Source organism: Herbiconiux sp. VKM Ac-2851, from assembly GCF_013205105.1.
Lineage (GTDB): Bacteria > Actinomycetota > Actinomycetes > Actinomycetales > Microbacteriaceae > Herbiconiux > Herbiconiux flava.
In genome coordinates this window covers 35,172-49,097 of the sequence record NZ_JABMLJ010000005.1, presented here as the reverse complement: position 1 = coordinate 49,097, position 13,926 = coordinate 35,172, and the positions used below count along the sequence as shown (strand labels likewise).

Sequence of the window (13,926 nt, the reverse complement as noted above, 5' to 3'; positions counted from 1 at the left end):
AACTCCCTATGCTCCCGTTGAATCATCCGCGGCCGACTGGACCGCACCTTGAGCGGCATCACCTACGGCCTTGGCTCGCTCCTTGACCATCTGTGCCCCTATCACAACCGGGGCAGCGGGCCCAGCCGCAGCGGTGCCGGCACCCGCGCCCGCAGCAGCACCGCCCGCAGCGGCACCCGCGCCTGCGCCCGCAGCAGCACCCCCACCTGATGCCCCGGCGCTCGCGGCGCCGCCGCCGGCTCCGGCGCTGGCACCTGCGCCAGCAGGTGACGGGACCGGCGCGCGACTACCCCTGCCCGCCGTGGTTGCTCCGCTGGGGCTCGCATCAGCGTTGCCGCCGCCACCGCCGACCCCTCCGCCGCTGTTACCGGAGCTGCTCATCGTGCGGACGGCTCCGCTGGCGACCTCGCCTCCGGCCAGTGCGGCGGCACCGGCAAGGGCTGCGCCCGCGGCACCGCCACCGGCCGTCGCTCCCGTCATCGGCGCAACGAACTTCATCAGCGCCGGCAGTGCGATCAGCGCCATAAGCATGAGTGCGAGGCCGGTGAGGATCGAGTAGATGCCGCCACCGTCTTCTTGAAAGGCGCCTGTGCCGGCGAGACTGAACGCGGCCGCGTAGATCAACGCGGCCGCAGGCTTGTAGAGGATGAAGGCGAGCGTCCAGCCGATCATCTTCCCGAACCACTGCTTGCCCATCTGCGTGTTGGTGAAGCTCGCCGTCAACGGCAACGCGCCCGCGAGCACCACGAGCAGGCCACCTCGGATGACCATCAGGGCAACTTGCACGTAGGTCATCAGCAGCGCGATCGAGCCGAGGATGAGCACGCCGATCACGCCGATAGGCGACGTGGAGGTCAACGTGATCAGCGCGGCCATGTTCGTCCCGAAGCACTGGCTACCGGCCGCAGACACGTCGCACCCGGTCGAGCCTTGAAGAATCCACACCGAGAACTCGTCGGCCGCCGTCGTCGCGAGGATGATGATGCCGAGGCCGGTGCCGGAGACCACCACGAGAGTAACGAGCGACTGGATCAGGTCCTTGCCCGGCTGCGCGCGCTGTTCCCACACCATCCGCACGCCGGCGATGATCACAGACAGGATCGCCAGGCCGCCCACCCAGTACCAGAGCGCATTCTGCAGAAACCCGACCGTCGATGACGACCCTTCCGGAGCCCTCGCAGAGAGCAACCCGCCGACGACAGCAGATGCGCCGGAGATGAGCAGGACGGCGATGAAGATCACGCCGAGCTTGCCGGCGTTGCGGATGCCCTCGCCGCGCCGCGACTGCAACGTGATGAGGGCACCGAGAGCGACGATCGACAGGATGGCGATCGCCAAGCCGATGAACGTCACGTACGAGAGGATCGTCGAGAACTGTTCGGAGCCGGGGTTGTTCGTGGGGAGCACGCCCGTGCCGTTGCCGGCGGTCAGCACCGGCGTGGGCACGTTGACCCACATCGTCCCGATACTCGCCAGAGCCTTCCCCAGCCCCTCCAGCACACGGTTCATCAGCTCCTGCACGGCGTCATTCGACGCCTGCGAGATGATGTCGCCGACACCGCTCGACGCGCACTCCTGAAAGTGCGTTGCGACGTAGAGCGGGTTATCGCATGGGCTGGGCTTAGCCGCCAAAATCAGACCCCCGCCCACGGGATGTAGCCTCCGAGGTTCTGGATCTGCGTCGGCGCGTACGGGAGTCCCGCGTCGGAAATGAGCAGTCTCCAGTCACCGTCCTCCCACCGCACCACCATCGGCAGGCTGATCAGCGCGCCCTGTTGCGTGGTGGAGGACCAGGCCACGTCGATGGTCGCCTCTTCGGCCGTGTAGCTGTTCACCTTGAAGCCAGCCACCTGCAACCGCTCCGTGGACGGTTCGCCCTCCTGGGGGGTGGCCTCCAGTTCGTCACGGACGTCGCCGGCAGCCAGCAGCTCGTAAAGCCGTGATGCGTTCCGTGCGTCCGAACTCACAGCCACGTAGCCGACGACAGCGAACAGCGCTCCCTCGGCCGTATGGGCGTAGCAGGAGCGGAACGTGCCATCGACCTCCCCCGGGCCAGCGTCCGACCCTTCAGCGGGCGCCGCCATTGTGCCCACGAGCTCCCACTCGTTCTCGGGCGCAGTGGTCAGGCTGCTCTCTTCCTCGAACCCCTCCAGGCCGCAGACGCTGGCATCTGCCGAGCTTGGTTCGGTGCTCGCCGCAGCTGTCGGCGCTGCGGTGGTCACTGGGTCGCCGCCGCGGGTGAGTGACGTGACGAGCGCGATGATTCCGGCCAGGACGATGATCCCGACCACGACGGCCGCGGCGATGAATCCGCGGCTCCTGAACGGGCTTTTGGTCTCGGTGCTGCTCATTCGTGTTTTCCTTCGGCAGAGGTGCGGTGGTCTATGAACCGGAGAGGAATCCGACGAGGGCGGTCGCGGCGCCGATGATCATCACGCCGATCAGGATGGCCACGAAGGTCTTGATGTGCTCGCCGCCCTCACCGCGGCGGGAGTTGAACATAAACATCACGGCCACGGCGATCAGAGCGAGGATGGCGGCGATCAGGCCGACCCACTTGGCCCAGCTGAGGATTGTGGCCACGCCCTCGAATCCGGGAGGCGCTACCGGGTCAGGATCGGGCAGCAAGCTGGGGTACTGGCCGGCCGCGGTGAGCACGTGTGCAGCTACGAGCGAGAGAGACAAGGCATGTCCTTTCAGTGGTGAGCAGGAGTGCTCGAGGTTGTGATCTGAAGATCGGAGAACAGCTGGCGGAACTCTTTAGGCAGTGGCGAGCGAGAATCAACTGGGCCGACGCGCCAGGCATCGATCCACGGCAGACGCCACATGTGCGGTACCCCGCCGGCAACAATTCGCTCGAAGTCACGCAGTGGCTTCGGGATACGGCCGGGAGCGTCAGCAATGACCACGAGTCCGGCTAGGTCAATCCCGTCACTCAAAGCGCTGGACGCCCATTCGGTGGCGGCGAGGCGTGCAGCGCTGATACCGGCGTAGTTGCTGCGCGCCACCAGCACCACACGATGCATCGTGCCCGGCGTAATCGGGATCGGCCACGCGTGCCCAGCCGGGCGAGAACCAGCGGCGAGCGTCGCGAGGGTCGACTCCCCCGCGCCCCCGTGCGCACCCAGCCACCAAATCGTGGCGGGCCACACCACATCACGGCGCGGCAGGCGATCTACCACGTTCGGTGTGCGAATACCCGGCTGCGGAGACGACACCCCGGTTCGGGTGCTCTGCGGGCTCAGTGCCTGCCCTGATGGCCCGCCGTTTTCTGTCGCTTGATCCTGATCAGCAAGCCACGGATTTCCAGTCGGCAAGATGACCCCCTTCGCATTTGAGACTTGATTTGACGAAGCTCGTGTTCCTTGCATCAATCTCGACACTGGTAGAACATGACCTAACACCCCCCGTTGAGGGGTGCTCCGAGGCGCGACACTCACATTACCTGAAGCAAACCCAACCGCACGCAATGATACGCATATGCCTATGTTCGGTTACGCTCGAACCCATGAACCTCCCCGTTCCGACCTTCCCCAAGATCGAGGCCACAGTGAAAGCTGACGCAACTGGGACCGTCTCCGTCAACGGGCACGTGCAGGATGTCTCAGGCGCAACGGACTCTGCCGTCCGTGCGGAGATCGTGGCTCTCGTTACCGCAACGGCGATCGAATTCGGGCGCCCCGTCCGGCTTCACACACGTGACCCGTTCGGCGAACAAGACCTTGCAGTGCACCCTGACGGACACATCGAACCCCTGTCGGGACTGGACACCGCTGGAGCCGTAGAGCCGACCGGGGCGCCCACATTGGCACACGCCGACATTTCACGGGCGGCATTGGAGTCCCCAACGTCACAGATGGCTGTGCGTCGGCCGCGGCCAACACTTGATGACCTTCTGCAGTCCCGCCCGCCCGCCCCAATCGGGCCGGCGACGACGGGCTGGCAAAGCGCAGTCCGCAAACTCACCGGCGGTCTCATTAGACCCGCCCCCGGTGCTTTCGAGCTCGCCCACCGCGCCGCCATCGAGCGCGTCTCGCGCAGCCTCAGCGGCCCGCGCACGATCGTTGTCATTAACCCCAAGGGCGGGGCGCACAAGACGACCTCGACCATGCTCCTGTCGGCCACGTTCGGCATCCACCGTGGCGGCTCCGTGCTCGCCTGGGACAACAACGAGACGCGAGGCACGCTCGGGTGGCGCGCCCAGCCGGCCCGCCACCAGAACACGGCCGTTGACCTCCTGCGAGATCTCGACCGCTTCAACGACATTCGCAACGCCCGGGTCGGCGACCTCGACAACTACGTGCGGGCCCAGAACCCCACCCAGTTCGACGTACTCGCCTCCGACGAGGACGCAGCCGCCTCGAGCACGATCGACGCCGGCGCCTTCGAGAACCTACACCAGACCCTCAGCCGCTTCTACCGCGTCATCGTCGTTGACACCGGCAACAACATGCGCGCCTCGAACTGGGAAGCCGCCCTCGCCGCCGCCGACCAGGTGGTCATCGTCTCCACCATCCGCGAGGACACCGCCAACTCAGCCGCCTGGCTCGTCGACGGCCTCTACGAGAAGGGCCACGAGGACAAGGTGCGCAACGCCGTCACCGTGCTCGCCTCCCCCTCGAAAGTGGCCGATCCGCAGCTCGTCCGCCGCCTCGACTCGCACTTCCACTCGCTCACCCGCGCCGTGCACCACGTGCCCCAGGACGACGCGCTGGTCGACGGCGGCACTCTGAACTTCGACGCCCTGGCGCCGGCCACCCGAGAAGCGTGGCTCCAGGTCACCGCCACGGTGGCGGACGGCCTGTGAACCGCGCCGCCGCAGCGCTGCCCCTGATCGCAGCGCTCGCCCTCACCGGATGCGTCGCAGACCCCGTGGACAACACGAGGTCAACCAGCACCATCACCGCGGCGCCGAACGCGTCCACGAGCCCCAACCCCACGCCGCCCGTCGACGACGCCACAGTCATCCCCGTACCCGAGGCCGGCGACGACAGCCAAAAATCGGCGCTCACTGCAGCCGAGAAAGTGGTCGCCACGTTCGCGCAGCCGACGCTTGACCCGGAGACGTGGATGAACAACCTCTACCCGCTGATGAGCCAGGCCGGTGCGGCCGCCTACGAGGGCACCGACCCGGCGAAGGTGCCCGTGCACCAGGTCACCGGCGCCGGCAAGATCCTCGACGGCTCCACGGAGGTGGCGCTGATTGTCGAGGTTCCCACCGACGCCGGCCCCTACAACGTGAGCCTGAGCCGTACCGGCCCGGATGCGCCGTGGCTCGCTGACCGAATCCGGCCCGCGCAGGCGTAGCCCATGGAGGAGCAGAGCAAGGGCACGGAGGCGCTGATCTTCATCGGCGCACCCCTCATCGTGCTCGCCACGCTCTTCCTGCTCGTCGTGCTCGTGTTCACCGGAGGCGGCGCAGCTGCATCGTGCGCCGCGGCCGCGGCCGCGGCCGCGAACGCGATCGACCCCGAGAAGGTGCCCACCGAGCCGGTCGCTGGATTCCAGGGCGACCAGCTCAAGAACGCCGCGTACATCATGAACGCCGCCTCCGCGCTCGGCCTCGACCGTAAAGCGCAGGTCATCGGCGTCATGACGGCCATCGGTGAGAGCACGCTCGTGAACCTCGACTACGGCGACGAGGGCAACGGCGTCACCAACCCGGACGGCACCCCCACCTGCTCGGTGGGGCTCTTCCAGCAACAGTGGTGCCTAGGCACCTGGGGCACGCGAGAGCAGGCCATGGACCCGACCTACGCCGCCACGTCGTTCTTCCAGCGGCTCGTCGGCGTGGCCGACTGGCAGAACCTCGAACCCACCCTCACCATCCACAAGATCCAGGGCAACGCAGACCCGTTCTACTACGCACCGTTCTTCGAGCCAGCCGACGCCATCGTGTCCGCGCTCTCGGGAGGCCCCACCGGCACCGGATGCGCCAGCGGCAGCGTCGTGCTGCCCCTCTCCCCCGGCTTCAACATGACCGACGACTTCGGCCCCCGCGGAGCACCCACAGGCGGCGCATCCAGCTGGCACGCCGCCGATGACCTCCAGCACTGGCCCGGCAACTGCAAAGACCCCATCTACTCGATCGAGAACGGCACCGTAGCGCTCGTCGAGGGCTACCAGGTGTCCATCAAGTCCCCCGCCGGCTACACCGTCTCCTACCTGCACATGGACCTCGCCGATGTCACCGTGAAGGTAGGCGACGCCGTGACCGCTGGCCAGCAAATCGCCCTCACCGGCAACGAAGGCCCCTCAACCGGCTGCCACCTCGATATCCGCATCAACGTCGATGGGAACACCGACCCCCAGGTGGCCACCCTGCCCACCTCAGAGACGCTCGGCGCACCCGTCGCCGGATTCATCGACCCAGAGAAGTTCTTCGCCCTCTTCGGTGTCGAGCTATGCCCCGCCGACAGCTGCACAAGGAACTACTGATGAGAAGAACCGAAAGCATCAGCCCGCGGCCTGCACGCAGTCCACAGTTGGGACGATGTGTCCAAAAGTGCGTTTCGGACCGGGCGCCCGAGAACCGATCCTGGGATGATACTCAATACGAGCCACGACCTGGCCACGCCATGGACGAACGTCAGCTGTGCCACAACTCTGACCGCATCTCCTACAACCGAGACCGGACGACTCATGACACACCCGCCCCCCGCCGACGAGGAAGACGCCTACTGGGCGTCCTATCCGCCAACCTTGACGACCGTACAGGTAGCCAAGATCCTCAGCGTGGGACGCGTCACCGTCTTCACCCGGCTGTCCAACGGAGTCATCCCCGCCTACCAAATCGAGCGCAGTTGGGTGATCTTCCGGGACGAAGTGCGCGCCTGGCTTGCCACCACCAACAGCCGTGCCCCCCAGACCCCCGTCCCGCAAGTGGACGTGCTACAGAGCCTCAACGACGAGCTCACCTACCGCGACCTCATGACCTTATTCTCGAAGTCCAAACCAACCGTCTACCGGTGGATGGAATCTGGCGTGATTCCCGCCTTCCACGTCGGAAGCCGCTGGGTCGTCCAAAAATCGCAGCTGCGACAGGCCCTGCACGACTACAGCAACCAGAAGTCGACCTCAGCCCCCTAACCGGAACTGCGACTCCTCAACGGTGGACAGTTGACTCGTGCGGCTCGAGCGCGCCCAAGCGATTAAGAATCAGATTCAGAAAACCGTCGACACACCGGCCGCCCTCACAGAATCTGATTCTTAACGCCCATAGATTCAATGCCATGACTAGCCAGCGATACCGAGGCGGCCGGCAAAGTAAAGGCGACCGCCAAGCACTCATCTCCCGTGTCGCCACCCCCCTCGGCGAAGCTGTCCGCGAAAAAGCCGAAGCCCGAGGGATGAGCGTCAACGACTACATCGCCTCGGTCCTCGCCCGCGAGGTCGGCATGGCCGAGCTCGCCCCCCAGTCCCCCATCGTGCCCCGCTACCAGGAGTTGCCGATCTCAGAGGTGGCTTAAACGAAAGAGCCCGCCGCAACCGCGACGGGCATCTCCCAATAACAAGCTCGAACCAACCAGCTTCCAGGCACGATGGCTCGAGCTCAACCAGATCAACCAACCCTCACGGGAGGTCTCTCTATGTTCAGGATTGTAGGCTCCGCCACAACTGAGCACAGCGGCAACACCGGCGTGTCACCAAATACCCACGTCCTACAGCTCGCAGCGGCAACCGACCGCGTGCGCCCCCTACCCAAGGAGGCCCGCGTCACAGCCGCTTAACAAGAAGCGGCCCGCCGCAAAGCGACGGGCCAAAGCCTCTCAGCCACGAACCTGCGAAAAGTTTGGCGACCCGAACAGGTACCGCGGCCGATCTACCAGCAAAGACCGGATCATATCCGGGCCATTGCCGTACCCACCCACCGGAGTGGAGGTAACCCCATCGTAACGCGCCAACCCCCAAATAATGCTGCACAGCCGGGCGGTGTGTCACCAAATACCCACCCGTCACAAGATACCCTCACCGCCTGGCAGCTGACCCGCAAGGTCAGCCCCCGCGACCAAGTCCGCATTATGGTCCGCGAAGCCGACGGCCAGCTCCACGCCAACGAATACCCCCACCTGCACCGCCTAAGCCCGCATATACCCAGTACCCCCTGGTGCATGAGACTCGCCGACGAGCAGGGCACATTCCGGCTTCTCTGCTTCGACTTCGATGCCAAGATCGACGAACCCGAGACCGCAGCCGATGACTGCGACGCCCTCAGCACCCTCCTTACCACCCACAACATCCCGCACCTGGTCTGCGAATCGTCCGCGTCCGGCGGCCGGCACATCTGGATCGCCCCCCAAGGCGGCCTCCCTGCCCGCGCAACCGCCGCCCTGGCAACCGCCGCCCGCGCCCACTACCGAAGCCTCGACCACGGCATGCTCCTTAACGCCCGCGAAGGCGCCGCCCGACCGCCCCTATCGCCCCACCGCAACGGAAGCCACTCCAGAGTCCTTCGAGGCGCCATCGACAGCCTTCTTGACGCTACCGCCGAGCGTGCAGCGCTCACAGCACTCACAGCAGCCCTCGAGGACACCGCCCCCAACACCAGGACCGAACAGAGCAGCCCCTCGGGACCCACCAATGACCACAGGCCCCATCGAAAACTCACCGCCTGGGGCCAATCCCACATGGCCACCGTCCGAGGTGGCAGCAATCCCTCCTGGACTGGATTCATGTGCCTCCTGGCCGCTGCAACGGCCGGCTGGACCACCAGTGACATCGAGCACGCCGCCCGCACCGCCCCCGGCATGGAGCACTACCGCACTAAGAACACCGGCCGCGGAACGCGTCGCCCACGAGCAACCCGAGAAGCCACAGAGCGCCTCCACCGGCAATGGGTCAAGGCGCAGGAAATCGCATCGTTCCGCAGCAGCCTGCCGGCCGACACCCGAATCAACGACCTCACCCAGCTCGACACCATCATGGCTACCGCTCAGGCGCTCCTGCAGCGCCTGAGCGCAAGCCCCGGCCGATGGGGACGCACCGAAGCGGCCGTCAGCGAACGTTCCGTCCTTCTCGCTCTGACCTACCTCAGCGTGCACACCGGCAAAACGACCGTCGGTGCCTCAATCCGCGACCTCGCCCTGCTCGCCGGCATCGGCCGCACCACAGTCAACCGCGCCCTCGCAACTCTCACCGCAGACGGATGGATCGAGACCGTCCGAACTGCAGATGGTCCCAACGCGCGCGAATTCAGGGTTACCCCGGACTTTTCCACACCATCCGACAAAGTCCGGTCACAACCACCTAAGAACCCCCGCCCCCCGGGCCAACTCTTCAGCCTTCGCACGGTCATTCTCGACAAGCTCACCCACCTCCTCACTGACGGCCGGCACGACCTCTTCACGCGAGCTGGCTATGGTCACACCGCGGGTCGCGTCTACGCGGAGCTCCGCGATCAGGTAGACGCGATCACAGTCGATGGAGCCGCCCGTTTGCTTGGGCTAGACAGACGAACGGCCGCGACAGCTCTCAGCCGTCTCAGGCACTCACGGCTGGTCATCAAACGGGGAAGTGGCTGGGTGAGGTCAGTTCGAGATCTCCGCGACGCGGCGGCACGCGCGATCGGAGTACTGGGAACGTTGGCGGCTCGCGCTCGACGGTACGCTCTCGAGCGGGAAGTGTGGGCATGGTGGCTCGCAGAATACGACACGATGCACAGCAGCCCCCGGCAACGCGCCACCCGTCCCCACGTGTCAGCCAGACCATTGTTCCGCGACGACGGCTTTGGAGAGCGGACCTGGCCCAGATACCCACGGTCCGCCGACGGTCTAGCCAACCATAGGGAGGCGCGACACTACGTCGAGGCCGGCTACCTCCGACCAGGGAGCCGCTGGACGTTGGGCGACGTTGCCTAGGCCAAACGCGGCTGCAGCGCTTCCCAGCAGCTAGACCTGCCGCTCAATCAGCCGTCACCAAGTACCCACAGCCGCCGGGCTCTATATCGTGGGCATTTGATGACGCGAAGGAGCAAGGTCGGCGATCGCCTGCTCAAGCATCCAGCTATGGGTAGTTGGTGACGCAGTCTGCCAGCAGATCGTGGGTATCTGGTAACGCAGACGAAGGTGTGTATTTCGACCCCTCAACGTCACCAGACACCCCCCGCTAATACCGTGGGTATTTGGTGACAGACGTGGGTATTGGGTGACGAAGCCGTGGGTAAGTCGTGACATCACCGTGGGTGATTGGTGACAGTGGGCCTCGAACCGAGGGGCTCCGATCCCTGAGCTTGAGCGACAGAGAGTCTGCAACTTACATCGCATCTGCGACCTGACGCCTCGACATAGAATCTGCCAACTGCCCATCGCAGGCCGTCTCAGGGCCCTTAGACCCTGCTTTGCATCATCCTGAACGCCGAGCGCCCCTTGAGGGCCTCACGGCGCAAATGTGGACTCGTAACAGAAGCTGACGGGTGGGTAACTGGTGACGACGAGTGGGTAGTTAGTGACGGGGCTCACCCTGGGTACCTAGTGACATGTTCAGCAGCATCGCCGCCGTTTGCCGAGGACTAAAGCAGCTCCACTCTTCGCTTTGTCGGCGGAATATGCGGGCGCGAAGGGCGTAGCACCAGAAACTCCTGAGTCACCTCGACGTTCAACTCGGGATACACCAGTTTCACTTCGTGCAAATTCTTTATGAAAGCCGCCTTGAACTGACGTATTGACCCGTACTGGCCACCGAACTGATCATTCAGCTCTGTCCAGCGAATCTTCGCCGGACGCGTCAGGGTGAACACCCGGTACGTCGCCCATAAATAGATATCGAGCCGCATCGGTGACGAACCCAACGCTCGCATCGCCTCCAGATGCACTGGAACCGGCGCATCAACGATCGACCGGTAGAACGACTCCGATAAGGTCACCGACGATGACCACAATCCCTTGTTCTCGTCACCGACTTCTTTCGAGAACCACAACTGGACGGTGTCGGCGATCTGGAAGTACTTCACCATCTCCCCGCGGCCGCTCTCGTTCATCGCCAGCCCACGCACGAACAGCTGCGAACCGAACAAGCGCTGCAGCTGCTCGGTGAGCCGCTTCGCATCGCGGCCGCCCTTAGCCAGCCCGATCTTCTGCATGAACGTATTCATGCTCGAGCCCAGCTGAAGCACCGGGCTCTGCGTGCGGACCGCCTCAGTCGCGATCCAGGTGAGCGCATGTCGTGGCAGCAACCCGTACGCGAATCCTTCGTACTTCGAGCCGTCCGGATTCGACAGAAGAGCAGGACGCATCGTCAGCTCGACATCGCCGTTCTTCCGAGTCCAATACGGAACGTCGCCCGGGTCGCGGTACGGCAGAGATACTTGAGCCCATACACGGGCGCTGTAGCCCACGAGGGGATTGCTGTCGTCCTGCTCTTGAGCTGCAGCGAAATTCAGAGCCTTCAGGCGGTCGCGCGGAATTCGGGGGACCGCCGGTTCGATGGCGCTCACGACGGATCCGCCTTCTGCGCCCCGCTCCCCCACGTGGTTCGAATAGCGGTTTCGACCGCCGCCCGCAAGCTGATTCCCTCACGGGCCACCACCTCGTCCAGCAACTCGCGGTAATCAAGCGACACGCGAGTGTTCAATTGAACAGCGACATCACGCTTCTTTGGGGGCCTGCTGTCGATCGCTGTCATCGTTCCTCCACAAGAGTTGATAGCACGCTAGCGTGCTATCAACTCTGGCGGCCATCATCCCGTTCGAGCGGATTCAACCGCGGCGCGTCGAAGCGAGGTCCGGGCCACGAAGGACATGCTGACCGGTCAATCCCCTCGGTGTCGTCCTCGTCGACCGGCTCGACCTCGACGGGCTGAGCGTCACCCGCCGCAGCCTGCTCGGCGCGGCGATGACTTCCACGAATTCGAGGAGTAGCCGACCCCCGGCGTGGCAGTCCCCCACTACTGTCACGCCGGGACCACTCCCCCGGCCCCGGCACGGAGGCCGGACCCTCCGCCCGATATCAGAACAGTTTCACCCTGGTATTAGAACGAAAGCAGACCAGTAGGGAGCCGTAGAAGGAACGCCGGCGCCGCCGGCGCACTGCCCTGGCCGGAATGGAGCCGCCCGCGGCGGCACTGCCTCGTCGTCATTTTTCCGTCTGTCTGGCCACTTCACGATAGTTCGCTCCCGGCCCTTCGTGCCCACCGATTCGGACGCGCCCTGACGGGCTTATTTCGCCCGAATCGGCGCGCGCTACGGGCCGTCCGCTCTCAATCGCTGCGCTTGCCAGACAGGCAAAAAAATCGGTTGAGGGAGAGAGAACCCATGAGCACAACCCTTGAAAACATCGTGCGCGGCCACATGGTCGCCTATCTCGTGGGGCGGGTCATCACCTGCCCCGTGGCCGGAACCGTGCTCGACGCGCGCACCGCCGTCGCGTTCACCGATGCCGACGGCGACCCGGCCTACGTCGTGTCCCCCGAGGCATGGGCGGCGATCAAGACCAACCCCACGGCCCGGGCCTACTTCGAGGGCACCCACGGATTCACCCTCCCCGAAAACTAGGAGGCGCCGTGCTGATCCTCACCACACCAGACGGCGACACCATCACCGCCGCAACCGACGTCGAGCTGGCTTCCAAGTGGCTCGACAAGCAGCACGGCGCCAACTGGGCCTCCGGCCTGATCCCGTTCGACGAGCACGACGCCATGAACTCCACCATCGAGGAGCTCGCGCTGATGGCCGACGGAATCTTCCCCGGCTACACCGTCACCGAACCCACCACTTTCGACCACTGAGGAGAGACACCATGACCACCACCGACACCGCCACCCACCGGGGCATCCTTATCGAAGCCGACCAGCTGCAGCATGTCGCCGTGCCAGCCGACCAGACGTGGAAAGCGATTCAGCAGGCGATCGGCGCACGAAACTTCGACGTGGTTCGCTGCCGCGACGGCATCGACCTGTACGTGGACGATGAGGGCGCGATCAACGGGGCGCCGTTTAACCTGCCGCTGACGATCATCGCCCACGCGCTCGGGCACTCCGCCGCCCTGTTCGGCTCCGCCCTCGCGCTGACCGCCGACGCCGAGGGCGATACCCAGGGACTCAGCGACGAGCAGGCCCAGGCCGTCACCGACGCCATCGGGCAGAAGCCCTCCTCCGAGGTCGTCGACGCCGTGGTGGCCACACTGAGCGTGCACCCGGCGTTCCTGCCGATCATCGCCATGCTCCGGTCGATCTGACCAGCCCGGGTGCGGGGCCGCCACGGAGGCCGGCCCCGCACCCTCCACACGCATACCACCAGCCCCGAGGAGGGCCCCATGACCACCGAACCGCCCACCATCCCGCTTCCCCCGAAGGTCGCGGCCGCCGTCGACCTGATCCAAGCCCAGTGCATCCGTGAAGAGTGGATGCTTGCCAGCGACCTCCCCGACCAGGCCACCACCTACCGGTACGTCACCGATTCCTGCTACCTCCCCGAACGCGGCACCGGCTACGGCAAACCCGGCGCCGGGGAATTCGAGGACTACGGCGACGAGTACGCGCACGCCTACCTCATCGTGCTCGCGTGGGAGCGCGTCGAATGGGACCTTCACGAGGACCCCGACCACGAGCACGCGGGTGAGCTGACCCAAAACGAAACGTGGCCAGCCCAGGGTCTCGTGCAAGTGCGAACCCGAGAGCTCTTCTGTCCGTCGAACGGCATGTTGCACCGTCTCGGCGGAACCGTACTCGCCCCGATCTGCCTCGACTGCGAGGTACTCGACTAGCCAAGGCGGCCACCCACCCACCGACTGAGCGCGACCAGCGCGCCGAGCTACTCAGGGCACGCTGATCGCGCTTGCGTGCGCCCGGTCCAGCTCAGATCGCCGCCGGCACGGGACGGAGCCCGCGCCGGCTAAAGGACGACCGGCGCACCGGCCGACTGTTGCCATCGGAGATGACCATTTTTTTGCCGTGAAGCCTTCGGCAGCATACGGTCGGCCAGCCTTCATGCAA

Annotated in this window: 15 protein-coding genes; 9 read left to right on the top strand and 6 right to left on the bottom strand. The window is 65.3% G+C overall.

The features are described from left to right. Window positions 1-6: 6 nt before the first annotated feature. From HQQ85_RS20195 to HQQ85_RS20180, 4 genes are all read right to left on the bottom strand, one after another. Window positions 7-1,650 (bottom strand): hypothetical protein, encoded by a 1,644-nt coding sequence (locus tag HQQ85_RS20195; protein WP_173184563.1) that lies wholly within the window; start codon window positions 1,648-1,650, stop codon window positions 7-9. Beyond that, entirely contained in the window at window positions 1,635-2,351 is a 717-nt protein-coding gene (locus HQQ85_RS20190) for a hypothetical protein (RefSeq protein ID WP_173184562.1), read from the bottom strand. The genes HQQ85_RS20195 and HQQ85_RS20190 overlap by 16 nt, the downstream gene beginning before the upstream one ends. Window positions 2,352-2,382: 31 nt before the next feature. Further along, window positions 2,383-2,583, bottom strand: coding sequence for a hypothetical protein (locus HQQ85_RS20185; protein ID WP_216851941.1), 201 nt, complete (start codon window positions 2,581-2,583; stop codon window positions 2,383-2,385). A 113-nt stretch (window positions 2,584-2,696) separates the two neighbouring features. Beyond that, entirely contained in the window at window positions 2,697-3,317 is a 621-nt protein-coding gene (locus HQQ85_RS20180) for a DUF6668 family protein (RefSeq protein WP_173184561.1), read from the bottom strand. Between the two features lie 152 nt (window positions 3,318-3,469). On the opposite strand from HQQ85_RS20180, the gene HQQ85_RS21260 reads away from it, so the two are divergent. The 5 genes from HQQ85_RS21260 (at window position 3,470) to HQQ85_RS20155 (ending at window position 9,857) form a co-directional block, all read left to right on the top strand. Continuing rightward, complete coding sequence (locus tag HQQ85_RS21260) at window positions 3,470-4,807, top strand: MinD/ParA family protein (protein ID WP_371741988.1); 1,338 nt, start codon at window positions 3,470-3,472, stop codon at window positions 4,805-4,807. Beyond that, window positions 4,804-5,307 (top strand): hypothetical protein, encoded by a 504-nt coding sequence (locus HQQ85_RS20170; protein WP_173184558.1) that lies wholly within the window; start codon window positions 4,804-4,806, stop codon window positions 5,305-5,307. Before HQQ85_RS21260 ends, HQQ85_RS20170 begins: the two co-directional genes overlap by 4 nt. Before the next feature lie 3 nt (window positions 5,308-5,310). Beyond that, window positions 5,311-6,438, top strand: coding sequence for a M23 family metallopeptidase (locus HQQ85_RS20165; RefSeq protein WP_173184556.1), 1,128 nt, complete (start codon window positions 5,311-5,313; stop codon window positions 6,436-6,438). Between the two features lie 264 nt (window positions 6,439-6,702). Beyond that, on the top strand, window positions 6,703-7,089 hold the full coding sequence (locus HQQ85_RS20160; protein ID WP_173184554.1) for a helix-turn-helix domain-containing protein: 387 nt from the start codon (window positions 6,703-6,705) through the stop codon (window positions 7,087-7,089). Between the two features lie 1,022 nt (window positions 7,090-8,111). Beyond that, window positions 8,112-9,857: a GntR family transcriptional regulator gene (locus tag HQQ85_RS20155; RefSeq protein WP_254069628.1), complete on the top strand. Its 1,746-nt coding sequence runs from the start codon at window positions 8,112-8,114 to the stop codon at window positions 9,855-9,857. A 650-nt stretch (window positions 9,858-10,507) separates the two neighbouring features. On the opposite strand, the gene HQQ85_RS20150 is transcribed toward HQQ85_RS20155, so the two are convergent. Further along, window positions 10,508-11,431, bottom strand: a complete 924-nt coding sequence (locus HQQ85_RS20150; protein WP_173184550.1) for a replication protein RepA — start codon at window positions 11,429-11,431, stop codon at window positions 10,508-10,510. Continuing rightward, the gene (locus tag HQQ85_RS20145; RefSeq protein WP_173184548.1) at window positions 11,428-11,619 is read right to left on the bottom strand and encodes a hypothetical protein; all 192 of its coding nucleotides are present in this window, start codon (window positions 11,617-11,619) and stop codon (window positions 11,428-11,430) included. Before HQQ85_RS20145 ends, HQQ85_RS20150 begins: the two co-directional genes overlap by 4 nt. 628 nt (window positions 11,620-12,247) lie before the next feature. Between HQQ85_RS20145 and HQQ85_RS20140 the strand changes: the two genes are divergently transcribed. The 4 genes from HQQ85_RS20140 to HQQ85_RS20125 all read left to right on the top strand — a co-directional run bounded on the left by HQQ85_RS20140 (window position 12,248) and on the right by HQQ85_RS20125 (window position 13,697). After that, window positions 12,248-12,487: a hypothetical protein gene (locus tag HQQ85_RS20140; RefSeq protein WP_173184546.1), complete on the top strand. Its 240-nt coding sequence runs from the start codon at window positions 12,248-12,250 to the stop codon at window positions 12,485-12,487. An 8-nt stretch (window positions 12,488-12,495) separates the two neighbouring features. Next, entirely contained in the window at window positions 12,496-12,720 is a 225-nt protein-coding gene (locus HQQ85_RS20135; protein ID WP_173184544.1) for a hypothetical protein, read from the top strand. Between the two features lie 11 nt (window positions 12,721-12,731). Next, window positions 12,732-13,169: a DUF3846 domain-containing protein gene (locus HQQ85_RS20130; RefSeq protein ID WP_173184542.1), complete on the top strand. Its 438-nt coding sequence runs from the start codon at window positions 12,732-12,734 to the stop codon at window positions 13,167-13,169. A gap of 78 nt (window positions 13,170-13,247) precedes the next feature. Further along, a complete protein-coding gene (locus HQQ85_RS20125; protein ID WP_173184540.1) occupies window positions 13,248-13,697 on the top strand; it encodes a hypothetical protein in 450 nt (149 codons plus the stop codon). Window positions 13,698-13,926 lie beyond the last annotated feature (229 nt).